Annotated in this window: 16 protein-coding genes and 2 pseudogenes; 9 read left to right on the forward strand and 9 right to left on the reverse strand. The window is 43.6% G+C overall.

Features of this window, described 5'->3' with window-relative positions; all coding sequences use genetic code 11:
* From NWP22_RS13020 to NWP22_RS13030, 3 genes and pseudogenes are all read left to right on the forward strand, one after another.
* Positions 1-169, forward strand: a pseudogene (locus tag NWP22_RS13020) (photosystem II D2 protein (photosystem q(a) protein)); the annotation flags it as partial.
* A complete protein-coding gene (gene psbC / locus NWP22_RS13025) occupies positions 153-1,541 on the forward strand; it encodes a photosystem II reaction center protein CP43 (RefSeq protein WP_200988592.1) in 1,389 nt (462 codons plus the stop codon). The pseudogene NWP22_RS13020 and the gene psbC, both read left to right, overlap by 17 nt.
* A 122-nt stretch (positions 1,542-1,663) precedes the next feature.
* A complete protein-coding gene (locus NWP22_RS13030; protein ID WP_271731211.1) occupies positions 1,664-1,849 on the forward strand; it encodes a PCP reductase family protein in 186 nt (61 codons plus the stop codon).
* 19 nt (positions 1,850-1,868) lie between these two features.
* On the opposite strand, the gene NWP22_RS13035 is transcribed toward NWP22_RS13030, so the two are convergent.
* The 4 genes from NWP22_RS13035 to NWP22_RS13050 form a co-directional block, all read right to left on the reverse strand.
* The gene (locus tag NWP22_RS13035; RefSeq protein ID WP_271731212.1) at positions 1,869-2,414 is read right to left on the reverse strand and encodes a shikimate kinase; all 546 of its coding nucleotides are present in this window, start codon (positions 2,412-2,414) and stop codon (positions 1,869-1,871) included.
* A gap of 247 nt (positions 2,415-2,661) precedes the next feature.
* Positions 2,662-3,366 (reverse strand): LapA family protein, encoded by a 705-nt coding sequence (locus NWP22_RS13040; RefSeq protein ID WP_271731242.1) that lies wholly within the window; start codon positions 3,364-3,366, stop codon positions 2,662-2,664.
* Between the two features lie 61 nt (positions 3,367-3,427).
* On the reverse strand, positions 3,428-4,048 hold the full coding sequence (locus NWP22_RS13045) for a flavin prenyltransferase UbiX (RefSeq protein WP_271731214.1): 621 nt from the start codon (positions 4,046-4,048) through the stop codon (positions 3,428-3,430).
* 20 nt (positions 4,049-4,068) lie between these two features.
* On the reverse strand, positions 4,069-6,405 hold the full coding sequence (locus NWP22_RS13050) for a ribonuclease R family protein (RefSeq protein WP_271731216.1): 2,337 nt from the start codon (positions 6,403-6,405) through the stop codon (positions 4,069-4,071).
* 1,232 nt (positions 6,406-7,637) lie between these two features.
* Here NWP22_RS13050 and NWP22_RS13055 point away from each other — a divergent pair.
* Positions 7,638-8,501 carry a hypothetical protein gene (locus tag NWP22_RS13055; protein WP_271731217.1) on the forward strand — a complete coding sequence of 288 codons (864 nt, stop codon included), beginning with the start codon at positions 7,638-7,640 and terminating at the stop codon, positions 8,499-8,501.
* A gap of 48 nt (positions 8,502-8,549) precedes the next feature.
* Here NWP22_RS13055 and clpP read toward each other — a convergent pair whose 3' ends face one another.
* Positions 8,550-9,161 (reverse strand): ATP-dependent Clp endopeptidase proteolytic subunit ClpP, encoded by a 612-nt coding sequence (gene clpP / locus NWP22_RS13060; RefSeq protein ID WP_271731218.1) that lies wholly within the window; start codon positions 9,159-9,161, stop codon positions 8,550-8,552.
* 594 nt (positions 9,162-9,755) lie between these two features.
* Between clpP and NWP22_RS13065 the strand changes: the two genes are divergently transcribed.
* Positions 9,756-9,911, forward strand: a complete 156-nt coding sequence (locus NWP22_RS13065) for a hypothetical protein (protein ID WP_271731220.1) — start codon at positions 9,756-9,758, stop codon at positions 9,909-9,911.
* Positions 9,912-10,073: 162 nt separating this feature from the next.
* Positions 10,074-10,433, forward strand: a pseudogene (locus NWP22_RS13070) (thioredoxin domain-containing protein); the annotation flags it as partial.
* A 267-nt stretch (positions 10,434-10,700) separates the two neighbouring features.
* Here the strand turns inward: NWP22_RS13070 and NWP22_RS13075 are convergent.
* Both NWP22_RS13075 and NWP22_RS13080 read right to left on the reverse strand, forming a co-directional pair.
* A complete protein-coding gene (locus NWP22_RS13075) occupies positions 10,701-11,645 on the reverse strand; it encodes an FTR1 family iron permease (RefSeq protein WP_271731221.1) in 945 nt (314 codons plus the stop codon).
* 88 nt (positions 11,646-11,733) lie between these two features.
* Positions 11,734-12,168 (reverse strand): ferritin-like domain-containing protein, encoded by a 435-nt coding sequence (locus tag NWP22_RS13080; protein ID WP_271731223.1) that lies wholly within the window; start codon positions 12,166-12,168, stop codon positions 11,734-11,736.
* Positions 12,169-12,996: 828 nt separating this feature from the next.
* Between NWP22_RS13080 and NWP22_RS13085 the strand changes: the two genes are divergently transcribed.
* Entirely contained in the window at positions 12,997-13,842 is an 846-nt protein-coding gene (locus tag NWP22_RS13085) for a lysophospholipid acyltransferase family protein (RefSeq protein ID WP_271731224.1), read from the forward strand.
* 38 nt (positions 13,843-13,880) lie between these two features.
* Here NWP22_RS13085 and miaB read toward each other — a convergent pair whose 3' ends face one another.
* Both miaB and NWP22_RS13095 read right to left on the reverse strand, forming a co-directional pair.
* Complete coding sequence (gene miaB, locus NWP22_RS13090) at positions 13,881-15,266, reverse strand: tRNA (N6-isopentenyl adenosine(37)-C2)-methylthiotransferase MiaB (RefSeq protein WP_271731225.1); 1,386 nt, start codon at positions 15,264-15,266, stop codon at positions 13,881-13,883.
* A gap of 86 nt (positions 15,267-15,352) precedes the next feature.
* Positions 15,353-16,978 carry an energy transducer TonB gene (locus NWP22_RS13095; protein WP_280801981.1) on the reverse strand — a complete coding sequence of 542 codons (1,626 nt, stop codon included), beginning with the start codon at positions 16,976-16,978 and terminating at the stop codon, positions 15,353-15,355.
* Between the two features lie 471 nt (positions 16,979-17,449).
* Here NWP22_RS13095 and argZ point away from each other — a divergent pair, with 471 nt between their 5' ends.
* Positions 17,450-19,561 carry a bifunctional arginine dihydrolase/ornithine cyclodeaminase gene (argZ, locus tag NWP22_RS13100; protein ID WP_271731227.1) on the forward strand — a complete coding sequence of 704 codons (2,112 nt, stop codon included), beginning with the start codon at positions 17,450-17,452 and terminating at the stop codon, positions 19,559-19,561.
* A 40-nt stretch (positions 19,562-19,601) separates the two neighbouring features.
* A complete protein-coding gene (locus NWP22_RS13105; RefSeq protein ID WP_280801982.1) occupies positions 19,602-20,159 on the forward strand; it encodes a DUF2085 domain-containing protein in 558 nt (185 codons plus the stop codon).
* The last annotated feature ends 55 nt before the right edge of the window (positions 20,160-20,214 follow it).

Consider the following 20,214-nt stretch of genomic DNA (forward strand, 5'->3'; position numbering starts at 1 on the left):
CTTCGTTTCCCAAGAATTGCGGGCAGCAGAAGACCCAGAGTTTGAAACTTTCTATACCAAAAACATTTTGCTGAACGAGGGTATCCGCGCTTGGATGGCTCCTCAAGATCAGCCTCACAAACAATTTGTATTCCCTGAGGAGGTTCTACCTCGTGGTAACGCTCTCTAATAGACCGACTGTATTAGGCGGTGGACGTGATCAAGAATCCACAGGTTTTGCTTGGTGGTCTGGTAACGCTCGTTTAATCAACCTATCTGGTAAACTACTGGGCGCTCACGTTGCCCATGCTGGTTTGATTGTATTCTGGGCCGGAGCGATGACTTTATTTGAAGTCGCTCACTTCATTCCTGAAAAGCCGATGTACGAACAGGGTTTAATCCTGCTTCCTCACATCGCCACCCTGGGATGGGGCGTTGGTCCTGGTGGTGAAGTTATCGACACCTTCCCCTACTTTGTTGTTGGTGTACTTCACCTCATTTCTTCAGCTGTCTTGGGTTTTGGCGGTATTTATCATGCTGTTCGTGGACCAGAAACCTTAGAAGAGTATTCCTCCTTCTTTGGTTATGACTGGAAAGACAAAAACAAGATGACCAACATCATCGGCTTCCACCTGATAATTCTCGGATGTGGGGCGCTGCTGTTGGTGCTCAAAGCCATGTTCTTTGGCGGTGTGTATGATACCTGGGCACCTGGTGGTGGTGATGTTCGTGTTATTACTAACCCAACACTCAACCCCGCTGTGATCTTCGGTTATTTGATCAAGTCTCCTTTTGGTGGCGACGGCTGGATTGTCAGCGTCAATAACATGGAAGATGTCATTGGTGGTCACATCTGGATTGCCTTTATCTGTATTTCTGGTGGTATTTGGCATATCCTCACCAAGCCTTTTGCTTGGGCGCGTCGTGCGTTCATTTGGTCTGGCGAAGCTTACCTTTCCTACAGCTTGGGCGCTCTTTCCTTAATGGGATTCATCGCCTCCACAATGGTTTGGTATAACAACACTGTTTACCCCAGCGAATTCTTTGGTCCGACTGCTTCTGAAGCTTCTCAAGCTCAAGCTTTGACCTTCTTAATTCGTGACCAACGCTTAGGTGCTAACGTCGGTTCTGCACAAGGACCCACAGGTCTGGGTAAATATTTGATGCGCTCTCCCACTGGTGAAATTATCTTCGGTGGTGAAACCATGCGCTTCTGGGATTTCCAAGGCCCTTGGTTAGAGCCTCTACGTGGTCCTAACGGTCTTGACCTGGATAAAATCAAGAATGATATTCAGCCTTGGCAAGCACGTCGTGCTGCTGAATACATGACCCACGCGCCTTTGGGTTCTCTGAACTCCGTGGGTGGTGTTGCTACGGAAATTAACTCCTTCAATTACGTATCTCCACGTGCTTGGTTAGCAACATCTCACTATGTATTAGGTTTCTTCTTCCTCATTGGTCACCTATGGCACGCTGGTCGCGCCCGCGCTGGTGCTGGTGGCTTTGAAAAGGGAATTAACCGCGAAACTGAGCCAGTTATGTTCATGAATGACATTGACTAGGTTATAGGTTTTGTTTCATCACTGACAATCACCTTTTTAGTTGCCCTTGTTTAATAACAAGGGCTTTTTTTCGTCCCCAGGATATGAGAGAATTGAACTAATTGCATCATCAAGAAATCATTATGAGCAATAAAAATTTTAGCGATGCTTTGCGCTGGACATTAGAAGCGCAGCAAAAATTGCAGAATATTCCCTTTTTTGCCCGTTCCCAAGCTAGAGCTAGTATTGAGCACTTGGCACGTCAAGCAGATAAAAAGGTGGTCACAGCCGATTTGGTGGAACAGGCTAGGCTGGAATTTGGACAGTAGTCATGCTCCCATAACTAGTTCAGGGAGAAACTTTTGGTTTGAGAACACCAGGAATTGCTTCTATGACTCTGTTAGCAATTTCTTCAGGTGTGGCTTCTGCTCTCAGGGTGATTTTGAGGTCAGCTTGGGAGTAAAGTGGTTTTCGTTCTTCGAGAAGCGATCGCAATTTGCCCTTGGGATCGGCATCTTCTAACAATGGTCTTGTAGTATCCTCTGCTATGCGTGTGTACAGTAATTCTACTGGTACGTCTAGCCATACAACTAAACCATGGCGGAGGTAACTCCAGTTTTTTTGTCGTAATACGATGCCTCCACCTGTTGCTATAGTCAAATGGGTATAAGCACAAACTTGTGCCAGTACATCGCTTTCTAACTGGCGAAATGCTGCTTCACCTTCTTGGGCAAACACCTGATTAATGGATCTTCCTACTGATTTAGTAATGACATCATCAGTATCTAAAAACCTATAACCCAGATGCTGTGCTAGTAATTTTCCTACCGTGGTTTTACCTGCGCCCATCATGCCAATTAAATACAGGTTGACTCCTTGCAATAAGCTGCTCACCAGTTATTTCACTCCATTAAAGATATATTTGTCTATACAACTTCTCTAAATTTACCTAAGTAGATTTAGCGTTTACTTCTTGCTTGACTCTGGAGAAGTGCCAGTAGGTACAGTTTCTCTATATTGAGGAAAGCAACCAAACCATTTACCACTGCGGTATACAAGTTCTGTACCATACTCGCTCTGATCATGGTTTAGTATCTGCCTGGTCAGAGCTAGCGCCCAATTGTACCCACTAGTTAAAAGCTTATTTACGCGAGGGGTCATCTTCATCCTCTAAATCATCATCTTCAAAAAACTTCCAGTCGTCATCATCAGCTTGATCCTCATCTTGATTAGTAGTCGGTTGTTGTAATGGTGGTCTGATTACCCGGTAATCAGCATCGTAAATGGATTCAGTTTTTCCCACGGCGGTATTTTTTGGCTCACGATAGTTATAAGAGTAAACAGAACCAGATTTAGAACTGCTTTGAGGTTCTTGTTGGCGTTCGTAGGTGGTTTGAGGACCAGAAGTCCGGGGTTCTGGTGGTGCGCTGTCAAAGTCCCAATCATCAGTTCTGCTGTCATTTGTATCCCAATCGTCAAACGTGTTACTGGTGGCTGACTCTGTTTTACCGGTTGCGCCGGTCGCTCTAGAAGGCTTGCTGAAAGGTTCCTCCCTAAATGCCGCTTTCCCGCGGGGTGAAGTGGCCGTTGATTTAAATGGTCTTTGGCGTTCTTCTTCTTCTTCTTCTTGCCCCCCAAAATCAATTGGTATGTTCAGGAGGATAGTAATCAGGAGCGATGTAAAAACACCAGCAGCAGTACTAAAAACAATCCACATTGCCAGTGGTAACGGTAGAGTTCGCGTACCCAAAAATACTAGTGGGAGAACAGGGGACCAATTTTGAACTAACAATAGTGTGAGTATTCCTAGTACTGCTACTAAAAGAATTAAGCGAATTACAGCCATATAAAAGGCAAAAGTCAAAGTTACGAAATCAACTAAAGACAAAATTGATTAAATTTTACCTTTACTTACTTCCTTGCCACCTCTGAATGGGAATGCAATCAATATCTAGTTGATCTAAACCACGAGCAACTACAAAATCCACTAAGTCATCAATGGTTTGAGGATTGTGATACCAAGCCGGAATGGCTGGTACGACCCTGACTCCAGTTTCTGCCAAACTTGTTAAGTTTCGTAGGTGAATGAGGCTGAATGGTGTTTCTCGGGGGACTATGACTAGCTTTCGGCCTTCTTTAATCTGGACATCGGCAGCCCGTTCTAGTAGGTCAGAACTTAAGCCAACTGCTAGCTTTGCCACTGTACTCATGCTGCATGGCATGATGATCATCCCCAAGGTGCGAAAAGAACCACTGGCGATTCCGGCGCCCACATCACCCCAAGGATGACAGCGTAGTTTGCCCCCAACGGCTACTCCAGCTTGTTCTCGCCAGAATTGTTCTTGTGCTGATGGTTCAGCCGGCATTCGAGTTTCCTGTTCGCTGCTCCAAACCATGTAAGTTGATTTAGAAGCAACTAGTTCAATCTCATAATCTGCAGCCAGCAGATATTTGAGGGCACGAACGGCGTAGATGAGACCAGAAGCACCAGATATGCCTAATATAAGTGGTTTAGAGTTTGTGGACACGGCGGCTTGAATAAAGTTTATTAATCGTCTGCATAAGTATCTAAGTTACTGGGTAAGTAGATATCTGATGTGTCGTTTTGACTAGCATTAACATCAAAACCTTGAGATACAAGATCATTGCTGACAGTTACTAAATCAATTTGCTGACGATAGTAATCGACACTTTTAACTTGCACAGCTACGCGATCGCCTAGTCTGTAAGAAGCTCGATTTTTGCGCCCAAATAGTGCCTGTTGTCTGGCGCGGTATTCATACCAATCATCTTTGAGGGAACTGACATGTACCAGTCCTTCCACTCGTAAAGGTACGCTGATATCTTCTTCTGATATAGATTCTGCGCCTGGGACTTCAATTTCCACAAAGAACCCATAAGACTGCACCCCAGTAATTACACCTTGGAATACCTGACCGATGCGCTGTTTCATCAGTTGGGCTTTTTGCAGTCCGGCTAAATCGGCTTCGGCTTCTTGGACTTGTTTTTCTCGGTCGTTAATCTGGATAATTACCCGATTCAGGTCGCTTTGCAGTTCCTGTTGCAATTCTGGCGGTAACACGTTCCAGTTAATTTCATTGTGAGAAGAGGAGTGGCGCAGGTTAACTCGCTCTTTCACCCGGGTGTTGCGGCGATCACGTCCATACTCTAGCAGCATATGATACACTCTTTGCATGAGCAAATCTGGGTATCGTCGCAGGGGAGAAGTACAGTGAGTATATTGTGGTAGTGATAAACCAAAGTGGAATCCTTTAGTGGTGCTATAGGCAGATGGCTTGAGTGTGTCTTGTAAGAGATAGGTCAGAACTTGCTCCGATGGGGATTCGGCAAAAGCCCTAGTTAAGTGCTGATAATCTAAAGGTTGGATATCTACGTCTGCTTCTAATGCTAGTTCTACGCCTAAATTGATGGCTAATTTCAGCATTTCCTGAACATCTTCTGTATCAGGTACGCCTTGGACTCGCCAAATGGCGGGGATGCCTAAAGCACTCAGATGTTGAGCCATGAGTTCATTAACCAATAGCACAAACTCGGTCAAGAGCGAGCGCACTGGTAAATCATTCACCAATACCGCTCCTAAGATCCCCTCATCTGCATAGGGGTTTTGGTTAGGTGGTAGATTCAACTGTAAACTACCACGACTTAACCGTCTTAGTTTCACAGCCTTGCGTAGAGTTTCCAACCCTTGCAGAATCTCAATCACCTTTAGTGGTTGACCTTGAAATTCACCGGTCAGAATAGCTTCTGCTTGTTCCCCACTCACTGCCGTATCTACATTGATAACGCTAGGTTGAATTTCCCACTCCAAAACCTCTCCAGACCTGGGGTCAATAGCAATTAAGAAAGACAGCGCCAGCCGGTCGCTTAGTGGTACTAACGAACAGAGATCTGCCACTGATTCCGGTAACATAGGCAGCAATAAGTCGCCCAGGTAAACTGACCTCCCCCGCTTCGCGCATTCTCTATCTAAGGGTTCATCAGGGTGGACATAATGGGAAACATCAGCAATATGAAAACCTAGCAGCCAATGTCCCTCCGCTGTTTTCTCCAAACTGAAAGCATTTTCCCTAAATTTTGCATCACAATTTACACCCGCAATAGTCAGAGTAAATAAATTGCGTAAATCTAGTTTGTCTTTCAGGTCTGCCTTCAGGAGCCTTCTGGGCAACTTAGCAGCTGCGTCTATCACAATCTCCGGGAAATTACGTGATAGATCATGCTTACAAGTGACCAAATCTATATCAGCAGCAGCCTCGGCATCGCTACCCAGGATTTGTACCACTCGACCCAAAGGAGGATATTGTGCCAAGGGATAACGCAAAACCTCCACATGAGCCAGGTGGTCAATAGCTTCTTCTAACTTCATGCTGTTTGTTTGGATTTTGAGTTCAAACAACAACCGATCATCTAAGGGTACAGCACGGAAACCGTTGTCTACTGCCTTAATTCGCGCTAGTAAAGTATGGTTAGACCGTTCTAGGATCAGCTTCACTTCTCCTTCTGGAGAACGACGACGACTACCTTCTTTGAGGACTCTTACCAAAACGCGATCGCCATTCCAAGCATTACTCAGATGACTTTCGCGAATATAAATATCCTCAGAGCCTTCCACATCTTGAATAGCAAAGCAAAAGCCCTTACTAGAACAACGGAGCTTGGCCTCAATTACGCCTTCTTCTGCCACCCGGCGATATTTGCCGCGTTCTTTCACCAGAATTCCGATTTTTTCGAGAACTTCCAAGGCAATGTGAAGTTTTTGTAAACTAATTTCATCCTCACAACCCAGTTTCTTTTCCAAAACTTTACGAGCTACCAATTTATCATCAGTGAAATTGGCAAGGAGTGTAGCGATAGAAAATTCCATGCAGTGAACCGACCTTTGGTCAAAACATCATTTTTCATTTAATCTGGCCCTTTCCTGTATACCTTCTCCCAAGGGGAGACGCTGCGCGAATACGGCTTACAGGGGCGCTTTGCTGCTACGCAAAACTCAAAAGAACCTTTGCTCTGCTGACTTTTCAGGTCATGAGGAAAGATTATCGTATAACCTCACCCCCCAATCCCCTTTCCCTACCTCTTCTACCTAACCCTTTTCTACAAGGAGAAGGGGGAAATTTTAAACTATCTCTCCTGGGAGCAGAGAGGTTTGGAGAGGGGTTTTTCAGTTTCCAAAAAAAAGTCAGTTTTATTTGTAGCTTTCTCCCATGGGGGGACGCTGCGCGTCAAGCCCGGGGGCATGATAGACAACGACTTCTTATCAGATCGTCGGTCATTTCTGCCTAACCGCACGCTTAGAGGAAACGAAGGGTTCCGTAAGGCAGGGTTAGGAGTTTCACCCTTACGGTCAGCCACTTTATATCTACAATAGCTTGCGTGGCGTAGCCATACCTCGCACTATAAAATCATCTGGTGAGTTCGTCTGGATAGAGCAGCCCCTACAACTAGACTTGAATACAGTACACTTGATTGGAATTGAGCAACTCTAGGTAATTACGGAATGAGTTTTACTCATAGGCTGGTTTAAGACAACTCACTCACGGTGACCACAAGTGCTACCGGGTAAAACCACAAGTGTTTGATTGTCTAGATTTCAGGTGCTTTCAAACCATGTTCTCCTGATGTGTAAGTAGAATAAACTGGCCGTAAACCTGATTTTCCTACATATAGAATCGGTAACAATCACTTAAGCAGCTTGAAGCAACTGCGGGGAACCTTATCTCCATTATTGTAGATTTAATGCGTACTTATAGGAAATAATTCCAAGTATAGAATTGGGTAAACAGTATAGCATGTCAATCACCCCCATGCTCAAGAGATGCCATTGCCTCTGACAGTGCGCCCATCGCAATCGGCTAAAATTGGGACAGAACTGATTTCTGATTCCTGAATTCTGAGTCAAGTAAAAACTTTTAATTTGTGCTTTTTTTTGGGAGTATTATCCTGAAAAGCATTTAAGTGGGCAAAGTTGAATATGTCGGATGAATAATCAATCGTTAAAATTCTAGAATTTTTAGTTAATACTCAGAAATATTCAGCCTCAATGAATCAGAACAGAGGAAAAAGTAGCACATTGAGATTGGTGGCAGTATTATGTTGATGTTGGCTCAATTCCATAGGTTATATCCCAACGGCAGTATTATTACTGAATTAGTGCAAATTTTCCAAGGGAAATATATTGTCCGGGCTAGCGTGCAAATTGAAAATCTCACCCGTGCTACTGCTATGGCGGGGGCAGAAACCGTAGAAGCAGCAGAAGACCAAGCCCGAACTAGAGCATTAATGGTTTTGGGTATAAATAATTCTGCACAGGTAACGGTAGAATGCACTCAGCCAGTAGCATCACCAATGGAGTCAAATCCTACTTGGAACAACACTAGGGTGAAATTGAACCACCCCAATGAGAGTAACTATTCCCCGGTGATAGATGAAGACTATAGCAGTAGCCAGTGGTCAGCACCCAATGATATTCAAAGAACTCTACCGCAGGTCAATAAACAGATTATCCCATCCGATTCAGTAACAGTGAGCACGGATATTGCTGATAATGTCCATACATACAGCCCCGATTTTTATCCAAATGCTTCAGTAAATGACAACCCACCACTAGAATTATATAACTCAGTGGAAGATGATCAGACAATCACTGATCATCAGCCAAAACATCAGAGATTTGCGGGTAATGTTACACCATTTACACCCCGCAGTTCTAACCTCCAAGACCATGGGACTGATCACACAGGAGCAGGTAAACAAAAGAACACCAGTGAACCAGTTGATTTGTCTGATGTGATTGCAAAAACAGATGTGGAACTTCAGCGTCTAGGTTGGACACCAGAACAGGGAAGAGACCATTTAATTCAAGCCTACGGTAAGCGGTCTCGCACTTTACTCACAGCAGAAGAATTACACGGATTTCTCAAACATCTGGAGTCTCAACCAGACCCGGTAGCGGGATTTTAATCCGGGATGGGGGATTTGGGGCTTGCGTCCTGATCCCCAAGTCTACAGCTACTGATTGAGAACAGCAACTGGACGGCTACCAGCAGCGTGACGGTCAATAACCTCATCAATCAATCCATATTCCTTAGCTTCCTCTGGGGACATAAAGAAGTCCCGTTCGGTATCTTCAGCAATACGCTCAATTGGTTGACCAGTATGTTCAGCTAAATATTCATTAAGTCGTTGCTTGTGGTATAATATCTCACGTGCCTGAATTTCAATATCAGTCGCCTGCCCCTGAGCGCCACCCAAGGGTTGATGAATCATAATCCGAGAATGGGGTAGACTCATTCGCTTACCCTTAGCACCTGCACTGAGTAGAAAAGCGCCCATACTTGCCGCCAGTCCAGTACAAATGGTACAAACATCGGGACGAATGTGCTTCATAGTGTCAAAAATTCCCATACCAGCCATTACCGAACCACCAGGAGAATTAATATACAAATAAATATCCTTCTCCGAGTCTTCAGCGTCCAAGAATAGCAATTGGGCAACAATCAAATTTGCAATCTCGTTATCAACCTGTTGTCCCAAAAATATGATCCGCTCACGCAAGAGTCGTGAGTAGATATCAAAGGCGCGTTCGCCCCGACCGGATTGTTCAACAACGATAGGAATCATGCAGCGTGCTTGTAGTATCTTAATTTTACATCTATCTTATCGGGTTGACACTCTTCCTGCCTACCGAGGGTGGGCTGACATTGGGCGAAGCCAAACAGGTAGGGCGCGAAGACATTTTTTATTGGAGTTCTACCAGAATCTATCGCCCTGGTTTTCTTCTTTGACTGGAAGTTGTGGGATCAATATGTGGCGAGTGCAGTGAATGGCTGATGGCTAGTTTTGTCCCAAATTTTGCTGATTGTTCCTCTAATTGAGAGATGAAAAAAATCCTCCTGGACACTTTTTATAGAGGATAAACGTCTATGTCTGTATCTCCATGTGGTCATGGAGGAAAAAATTTAAAAATCAACAGGTGATGTCTCAGACAAGACTTTGCTTTTCCACATCAGCTGTGGATCTAGAATTAAACCTGAATATGGCGAGTGTAAAAGTAAATTTATTTGAACTATTGGTAATATTTCCAACATTTCTTAGGTTTTGGTTGATCAATTATGCAATTAATCCGGTCAAGTCCGCTAAACCAATAGTAAAGCGTATTTACAGAAGTCGCTGCTACTTGAACTCCTATCAACAATAAGAATAAGGATAACTGCCATGCCTGAAAAACTTGTGCAAGCCGCCATAATTACCTTTTTACTCCACCTAATAGCAGGACTAAGCACTAATCATCGAATTCAAACTAGGGTAACTTCATCAATAGCCGAAACGCGAGTTACAATTGTCAGCTTTCTACTGCGCTCTTTCAAATAAATAACCAGCCGCTCCCATGAGCATATAGTCCTGCACTTGAGGCATAAGTCCCTGGTTGAGTTTTTTGTTCATCGATAGAGTTTGTAGGCTAAAACTCCACGGGAACAGGGTAAACTGAGTAGGGCAAATATTGGCTTATGAGTTATGACTAATCGCCTTGCTGTGGAAACGCCCTATGGTCGTGCCGGATTTCTGCAAGTATTGCAAGCCTTGCGCCACTACTGCGATACAGAAAAAGAAGATTTAAGCCAACGTAAAGCACTAATTATTGAGTCTCTGCTTACCTCTGCGGTGTTGCAAGATGGAGCCAGAAATCAAGTTCAGGAAAATGAATTACTTCGCTAAAGTTGGGAAATTAGCACAGCCGTAATTACTCGGAATCAATCATGTAATAGGTTCCCGATGATCCCCTATGCAGAATTAGCATTACGAGGGACTCGCTTCTCCGATAGGGAAGAAAAATCGCGGTATGATGGCAAACAAGTTTGTACTCAAAGGGAACTAGATTTAGCCTTGGGGGGTAGATAAGAACATCAGCAATAATATTTGTTATCTTTTTAATAGTAATTTTGGCATGATTACTGTATAATGATATGTAGCTTTTTTCAGTCTTAAAACCTTGTATAGATAATAGCGAGTAGCGCCGTCATGGTTCCCTTGTGGAATTTTGCCTTGTGTGTTTACTCGCATTTTTCATAGGTTTTAGTGTGGTAAAAAATTTTTACTCGTATTTAGGAGTTTAGTCACCACTGAAAACTTTTGATCATAGGTGGGTAGACATCATAATAATCATGAGTTTTTGAGTGAATTATTCCGGTAATTTGAAACATTACCAGTTAGACTGCGGAAATAAAGTAACCCCACAGTTGTCAAAAATAAAACGTAACCAATCCCCTGTACTAAGTAGAGATGGTCTCTGTAACCAAGTAAAGATTTGAGAATAATGCCGGGAAATTGTTTATCTGGCAATATTCGTTCAGTATTCCACACCATGGGACCCAAAACGCAAGAGTGGATGTTCCTGAAGTGATCGTAATAGAAACAGATATTATCGGAGGTGCTACCACTCAAAGCGAGGTTAGCAAAACCTTGATCAAAATGCTTCAAGGCAGAAACCACTAAACCGGCAACAATCAATACCAATAAAACACCCATCACTTGGAAGAACTGGCGCAGATTGATTTTGACACCCCACTTAAATAGTAACACTCCAATAGCAGCTGCCCCTACTAAACCAGCAATTGCACCGAAGACCGGTACAAATCCCTGTTGAAAATTAGCAGCAATAAATAGAACAGTTTCAAAACCTTCACGGACAACAGCAACTAAAATTAAACTAAAAACGCCCCACCCGGCATTTGAGTTGTGTGTGAGCGCTTCTGTGACTGCTCCTTCAACTTGGGCTTTCATAAACCTGGCTTGTTTAGTCATCCAGATGAGCATCCAGCTGAGCATAGCGATGGCAAGGACAGTAAACAAAGCCTTCAGCATTGGCTCAATCACCGAGGTATACTGAGGGTTTACTGTTCCCAGTGTTTGAATTAACCAAGTAAATAACACACCCATCAAAGCACTAATGACAATGCCAACAGCCACACCAGCATATACCCAAGGATTGAGTCGCGATTGGTTGGCTTTTTGAAGTAAAGCTAGGACAATGCCAACAACGAGGGCAGCTTCTACTCCTTCTCGGAGTGTAATCACAAAACTAGGTAGAGCGGTAGTGATATTCATAATTTGGGGAATAGGGAATAGGGAATAGGGAATAGGGAATAGAGAGTAAGGAAAAATTCCAATACCCCCAATACCCGGTCCTTAACTTTTAGCTGAAATCCCGGAGCATTTTTTTCAATTCGAGACTATGCATCTCTTCTTGCCCAATCATGCCACGAGCAAATTCTTCTAGATAAATGCTAGCATTACTGACAGTGCCTAGGAGAGTTTTATACAAATCCAGTGCTTTGTTTTCATGGAATAAACTTTCCGCCAAAATATTCTTGACTGTATGCTCGTAAGTCTCTTCCATCGGGGCGATTTTTAGAGAGGGATGCCCATCTAAACCCGTGAGAATTTCTCCTACCTGTTGGGCGTGAAGTAGAGATTCACTGGCCTGGGCTTTGAAAAAATTGACAATGGGTATGCGATTAGGTCCGGTGACCATCAGGGAATAATGCGTGTAGCGGACTACTCCGGCTAGTTCAAATTCCATGATAGCGTTCAGTATGTCGATGGTCTTTTGTTTGTCAAGCTCTTGCATCGGTTGTTAGTTAGATTTAGGAATGGGAGTTATCAGTATGGAGTTAGGAGGTATAGTTTATTGGTTTAGAGTCTTAGACATTAACTATGGCCTCACTTCCCATTTATTTTAAACTCCCGTGTGTGTGATACCAATTAAGTAAATGCGATCGCATGGCGGGAATACTCAATTTTTTCATAATTCTTAAGATAATTTCTCAACAGCTATTAATTTTTTGGTAAAATTTGCCAGTATTTTTACTGCTAAGATTTAATAATTAATTACATACTCCAGCTTGTTTTGAGCCGTCACCAATAGTAAATTTAGGAAAAATACTTAATTAGTATTAAAGTATATTCTGCTATTGCAGAGTTAAGATGAATTATTATTAAGTATAAGCATTAGCCGAAGTAAACAACTTACAAAAACACTTTGAATAATTTCATCAGTCCAAGTATTTTTCTAGCTAGGAATAATAAAAGAGGTTTGGCCATCAGCCAAACCTCACTATAAATCCAGTGCATAACAACATCCCGGATTAATGTACCTGTTATTTTTGCAGTTAGTCATCTTCCTATGGGATGTGTCCAAATTTAATAAAAGCTGATATGGCTGGAGTGGAATTTTTGGCCATACATGGGAAAACGATAGAGATGTATCTGTATGAAAAAAACCTATATAATGCTGATCAGAAGTGGTAAGACAAGAGTAGCAGCCCTAATTCAAGGGAAACTGTTTTCCTTAAGATATATTATGGATATAGATTAAAATATAGGTGTCAATACTAGTCTCATTTGACTAGGATAGTTCCTCTAGTTACCTTTTTACTAAATCTGTTAATATTCATAGATGTTACAAACAAAACATAAAAGCGAAAAAAAAATAGGCTGGTCATTAGATGAACGAGACCCAAATTTCATCGCCAACCTCATGCCCTTGCTGAGTTTTTTATATCATTACTACTTTCGAGTTCAAACCAGTGGTTGGGAGCATATTCCACCGGAAGAGAAAGTACTGTTTGTTGGTTCTCACAATGGAGGACTGGCGACCCCTGATATGTCAATGATCATGTACGACTGGTTCCGAAAATTTGGCTGTGAGAAACCGGTTTACGGACTCATGCACCCCAAAGTATGGGAACTCAGCCCAGAAATAGCAAAAATTGCTGCCAAGACTGGAGCCGTGATAGCTCACCCAAAAATGGCTTACTCCGCTTTGCGTTCCGGTGCGAGCCTACTGGTTTACCCTGGTGGAGCACAAGACGTGTTTCGACCACATTATTTGCGGCATAAAATTTATTTTGCCGGACGGAAAGGATTTATCAAGTTAGCTCTGCGGGAAAATGTACCGATTGTACCTGTGATTTCTACGGGCGCTCATGATACCTTAATCGTGTTAGCTGACTTGTATAAAATTCTAGAGCAACTCCATAAATGGGGAATGCCTTGGTTGTTTGGAGTTGACCCGGTAGTATTTCCTATTTATTTGGGATTACCCTGGGGATTAGCAATTGGGCCTCTTCCTAATATCCCATTGCCGATGTCTATTCATACGAGGGTATGTAAACCCATTGTATTTGAACGCTACGGTCGAGAAGCCGCTAGCGATCATAAGTATGTCAATCATTGCTATGAATTAGTTGTCAATCGGATGCAGGAAGAGTTAGACCAATTAGTCCAGGACAGTGCTACCTAATTATTGACAAAATTAGGAGACCAGGAGTAAGTATTAAATTACACAGGGACTGCTTGCCGCAGTTCTACGGGTTCGCCTGTCAAACTAAAAGCCCGAACTTCAGTAATTTTTACCTTGACAACTTGCCCTTTTAATATATTTATGTCCCCATTAAAGAAAGTTAAACGATTCCCGCGAGTACGTCCCATGACTTGAGTGGTATCTTTGGAATTTTGGGCTTCTACTAAAACCTCTTCAATGCGTCCCATGTAACGCTGCGATCGCTCGGATGCTTTAATATTAACTAAATGGTTTAATCTTTGTAGGCGATCGCTTTTCACCTCTTCACTGAGTTGATTAGACCATAAAGCAGCTGGTGTACCGGGACGGGGGGAATAAGCAGCTGTATTCAACAAGTCAAAACCAATATCTTCTACCAACTTCAGGGTATTTTCAAACTGTGCCTCCGTCTCCCCGGGGAAGCCCACAATAGCATCACCACTAATAGAAGCATCCGGCATATACTGCCGAATAGTATCAATAATCCGGCGATATTTCTCCTGAGTATAACCTCGTGACATTGCCTTTAACACGTCATTGTCCCCTGACTGAAAGGGAATGTGAAAGTGTTCACACACCTTGGGTAATTCAGCACAAGCCCTAATTAATCGCTCCGTAAAATAACGTGGATGACTAGTAGCAAATCGCAACCTTTCAATACCTGGGACATCATGGACATAATAAAGTAAATCCGTGAAATTATACAGATGACGACCTATAGGTACCCTCCGCAAACTATCGGGAGTTTTACCCCGCAAATCTCGACCGTAAGCATCAATATTTTGCCCCAGGAGGGTAATTTCCTTGTAACCTTCTCGCCCCAACTCCTCCATTTCCGCGCGGATAGCCTCCGGAGTGCGAGATTGTTCCACACCACGGACATTAGGAACCACACAATAGGTGCAGCGTTCATTACAGCCATAAATGACATTCACCCAGGCCGTGACACTGCTATCTCTTCGAGGTTGGGTGATATCCTCCATAATGTGAACCGACTCAGTAGCCACCACTTGATTACCATCAAATACCGATGTGAGCAAATCTTTGAGACGGTTAGCGTGTTGTGGTCCCATGACCAGATCTAATTCTGGCACTCGTCGTAACAGGGCTTCTCCCTCCTGCTGGGCAACACAACCAGCAACAATCAAGGTTAAATCCGGCTGCTCGTGTTTACGTTTCGCTTGTCTACCGAGGTAAGAATATACCTTATGTTCAGCGTTATCTCGTATTGTACAAGTATTGTAAAGAATCAGATCTGCATCATTAGGGTCTTCCGACCATGCAAAGCCCATGTCTTCTAAAATACCAGCCATGCGCTCTGAGTCAGCTTTATTCATTTGACAACCGAAAGTAATGATATGGTAACGGCGATTAGAAGTAATCATGGGCAATGATGCTGAGTCAAGGTTAAGCATATAAACTTTATTTCTATTCTATGGCAATAAAACAAAAACTGTTCATTTGCTACTCATCATTCCGACTCTGGTGATGAGGTGGACTGCGGTAATTCAGCAGGTTGGCGACTACGGCGTAAAGCGTCTCGTAACCGATTTTGACTAGAAGAAGTATTGTTTGTGGTCAGCGGGGGATTTGTACTTGTTTCCCCTGCTGGTGTGACAGAATTAGTAGAGGTTTCCTGACTGCGGGTATTGCGCAAAGAATCTCTCACATTTCCCGGTGTAGGGGTCTTTCCTTGTCCAGAGGATGAACCCGCGGCTGTGTTTTGCTCAGTCTGAGGTTTTCGTCTGACGCGTCTAACTGGGTTTGACCTGGTGGGAGTGCTGGTAGTCGGTGTAGGACTGGAACTAGATGATTCTGTTTGGCGACTTGTTTCCCTGGAACGGCTGGTTTCTTGCTTTTTTTTCCGTTCTTGGACTTGGCGGTGTCGCTGTGAACCTTCCAGGGTAAAATCAGTAGCTATTGATATCCCTTCTCTCCCGCCTTCGGACGGTTGTAATTTCCAATTATTCGCTTGTTTCCTGATTTCTTCATCCAATCTTCTGTTACCGCTTGACCTGAGAATACGGACATTGGTAACATCACCTTTGGCATCAATATCAACAGCAACTTCTACTCTGCCTTCGATACCTTGCCGTCTGGCAAATTCTGGATAGTTAGTATTACATCTAACACAAGCTGCACGTCCAGTAGATGATCTGCGGGAATTACCACGACGATTAGTACGTTCTGATCTGCTATTAGCTGGGGGTGTGGAAGGCTGTACTGATACTTTATTATTGCTACTCGTGGCAGTATTTGCTGTGGAGACTGAACTTGTACCACTTGGTTGATTTGACTCTCCCCTATTAACACTATCACTATTTCCCTGTGTAGCTCTAGAATCTCTTGTACCAGTCAATACCCCTGGATTTTTTTCACTAGTTTGAGTGGGGGGAGTAGCAGTTATTGCTTCTGATGTTTGTGAACTCAGTACAGATTCTAGCCTAGATACAGCTGCTTGGCGTGACACTTGTGGGGTGTTTGTGGTAGCTGTGGTTGTTGGTGTTGGCGGTGAAACTGGGGGAGTTTTGACAGTTTCAACACTTTGAGTGGGGGGAGTAGCAGTTATTGCTTCTGATGTTTGTGAACTCAGTACAGATTCTAGCCTAGATACAGCTGCTTGGCGTGAGACTTGTGGGGTGTTTGTGGTAGCTGTGGTTGTTGGTGTTGGCGGTGGAACTGGGGAAGTTTTGACACTTTCGACTTTTACAGGTGGTGGGGTGATTGGGGTTGGTCTGAGTGTAACTATAGGTTGCTGTTGGATAATTTCTGGTTGAGACTGGTTTACAGTCTGATTTCTAGCTGGACTGGGTGAGGTATCGTTACTGCTAATAATCTGGCGAGGTTCTGGTAATGTCTCTGCTTGGGGAATTGGTGCGGGTGGTTTTTCTACTTCTGGAATGGGAGAATCAATCATCACCACTTCTATTGGTTGATCTTCTATTTGGTGCGGGGTACTCCGCAGGAGATAAGCTAACAGTGATGACAGTACCCCAATATGAAGTACTAGAGAACCAATGAGACTATAAATCAGAAAATACTTGAGAGTCTTAACTTCTTGTGAACGATATTCTAAGGTAATGCCAGAAAAACTCATAGCCTATTGCCACTTATTCTCAGTTACCTGGTAATCTTACCACTTCTTGCCAGGGAGGAGGAAGCTAGACTATACGTAGGCTTAAAAAAACGTAATCACCAAATAGGGCATTCCTCAAAAAAACTAGCCTATTTATCTTAGTCTATTTCCATGGGTGAACTTTATGCCATTTTGGCAATTTCATCTTCTTGGTATCCCCCTAATCTTGATCTGGTGAATAGAATAGGTTTAAAGTCTGTGTGCTAACTTACAGCATACTTCATCGGAGTAGGTACAAGGGCGGGCAAGATGCCTACCCCACAAAAGTTTTATGATTCAATCTGTACTTGACATTCGGTGCAAGTTGCTGTATCGGTATTTCCCGATAGAATGCTGACCACTTTCATTAATTTCTGGTCGTTAGAGAAATTAAAAGGACAAAAAACTATCTTTGAAGTAGGCTTGTAGGATCTCAACACTGGTAATATTTTTATGACTTCCCTGATTCGTTTTTTGATGTGCGCTCCTGACCACTACGATGTAGATTATGTGATTAATCCCTGGATGGAAGGGAATATTCATAAGTCTTCGCGCGATCGCGCTGTGGAACAGTGGCACAAACTCTATAACATTCTTAAACAACACGCTATCGTAGATTTAGTAACGCCCCAAATAGGTTGGCCTGACATGGTGTTTACCGCCAATGCTGGGTTAGTCTTGGGGAAAAATGTCGTCCTCAGCCGATTTCTCCACAAAGAACGTCAGGGTGAGGAGCCTTTCTTCCAAACTTGGTTTGAAGAAAATGGTTACACAGTTCATTTACTCCCTAAAGACTTACCCTTTGAAGGTGCTGGAGATGCACTGTTAGACCGGGAAGGACGTTGGTTATGGGCGGGATATGGTTTTCGTTCTGAATTAGATTCTCACCCTTATTTAGCTAAATGGTTAGATATTGAGGTGTTATCCCTGCGTTTAACTGATGAGCGTTTCTATCACTTAGATACTTGCTTTTGTCCTTTAGCTAACGGCTATTTATTATATTATCCTGGTGCTTTTGATGCCTATTCTAACCGTTTAATTGAAATGCGGGTTGCACCAGAAAAGCGCATAGCAATTACCGAAGCCGATGCTGTCAACTTTGCCTGTAATGCGGTGAATGTAGAAAGCATTGTGATTATGAATAAAGCCAGCAATGCTTTAAAAACAAGTTTAGCAGAGGCGGGCTTCCGAGTGATTGAAACGCCACTGACAGAATTTCTCAAGGCTGGTGGTGCTGCTAAATGTCTGACCCTACGTGTTACTGAGCCAATAGATATTAATATTCATGCGACGGTTTCCGTAGAAAGCCGGATGATTCGGTTAGAAGGGCATTTACTGGACTCTGGTGTGATTAACCAGGCTCTAGATTTAATTGTAGATGGTGGTGGTAGTTTCCAAGTGATGAATTTCACCTTGGGAGAACAACGCCAGAGTACATCAGCTGCTGAGGTGAGAGTTTCAGCCCCCTCCCATGAGGTGATGGAAGAAATCATCTCTGAGTTAATTGATTTGGGGGCTGTGGATTTACCCCAAGATGAACGGGATGCTAAACTGGGACCTGTGATTCAAGCCGGGGTGGCTCCTGATGATTTCTACGTCAGTACTATTTATCCCACGGAAGTACGCATTAATGGTGAGTGGGTGAAGGTGCACAATCAGCGCATGGATGGCGCGATCGCCATCACTCAAACTCCCAATGGCTTAGTGGCTCGGTGTAAACTTTTACGTGAGTTGGAGATTGGCGACAGGGTAGTTGTAGATGTGCAAGGTATCCGTAGCATTCGCAAAGCTGAATCACGGGAACAGCGTCACGGTCAAGAATTTACCTTTATGTCATCGGGGGTTTCCAGCGAAAGACGTGTGGAATTAGTGGTGGAGCAAGTAGCGTGGGAGTTACGTAAAATTAGGGACGCTGGTGGTAAAGTAGTTGTGACGGCAGGCCCAGTAGTGATTCACACAGGGGGCGGTGAACACTTAGCGCGGTTAATTCGGGAAGGATATGTACAGGCGCTCTTAGGGGGGAATGCGATCGCCGTCCACGACATCGAGCAAAACATGATGGGAACTTCCCTGGGTGTGGACATGAAACGAGGTGTCGCCGTCCTGGGGGGACATCGCCATCACCTGAAGGTAATTAACACTATCCGCCGTTATGGCAGCATTGCCAAGGCTGTGGCTGCTGGAGTGATTCCCAGTGGTGTAATGTATGAATGTGTCACTAATAATGTACCTTTCAGCCTAGCTGGTTCGATTCGGGATGATGGACCTTTGCCTGATACCCAAATGAATTTGATTAAAGCCCAGGAGGAATACGCCCAACTCATTCAAGGTGCGGAGATGGTTTTAATGCTATCTAGTATGCTGCACTCTATTGGGGTGGGAAATATGACTCCGGCTGGGGTGAAAATGGTCTGTGTAGATATTAATCCGGCTGTAGTGACTAAATTAAGCGATCGCGGTTCTGTAGAATCAGTAGGTGTAGTGACAGATGTGGGTTTATTCCTGAGTCTGTTAATTCAGCAGTTGGATAAGTTGACAAGTCCCTATGTAGCTAGTGTAGGTTAAGAAATGTTGCACGCAAAGTCGCAAAGGCGCAAAGAAGAAGATGTCCAGAGTAGTGTTTCAGCAAGATGTACAGATTAATTGGGTGAGTTTTATTGCTGATTTCCTTTTGGTGGGGATGGTTTTCGGCCCCCCTCTTGCTCCTTTCTTGGCTGCGTCTGATGTGTCTTTGCTCGGCAGGATTGCGGATATTATCTATTTCATGGGTAATCATGTCTGTCCGCAACCTGATATGGGACTAGATTTAGCACCCCCGTTTATTATGGCTGTGTGTATGCGCTGCTATGGTACTGTGACGGGGTTGCTAGTGACTCGCTTGTTATATGGGGTAACTGGTGGTAAAGGTTTTTACTGGTTAAGTCAATACAGATGGAATGGTGCAGCCTTAGCCAGTGTGTTGATGATGGCTTATCCTTTGGAATTAGCGGCCCAGGTTTTTGGGTTGTGGGATTTTAATAATTATTTAGTTACACCTTTTGGCTTAATTACCGGTTTGGCTTGGGGTTTATTTACTATGCCGCTTCTGCACGGTTGGCAACAAGGTAAACGGACAAATTTCAGCAGCCAATGGCATAGAATTAAAAAAGAAGCTCACCGATAGTTACCACATGAACAAGACATTATTGTTCAATGCGTCAAGTCAGTCACCATGTCTG

Origin of the sequence: Anabaenopsis tanganyikae CS-531, assembly GCF_029891675.1 — a bacterium.
Classification (GTDB): Bacteria; Cyanobacteriota; Cyanobacteriia; order Cyanobacteriales; family Nostocaceae; genus Anabaenopsis; species Anabaenopsis arnoldii.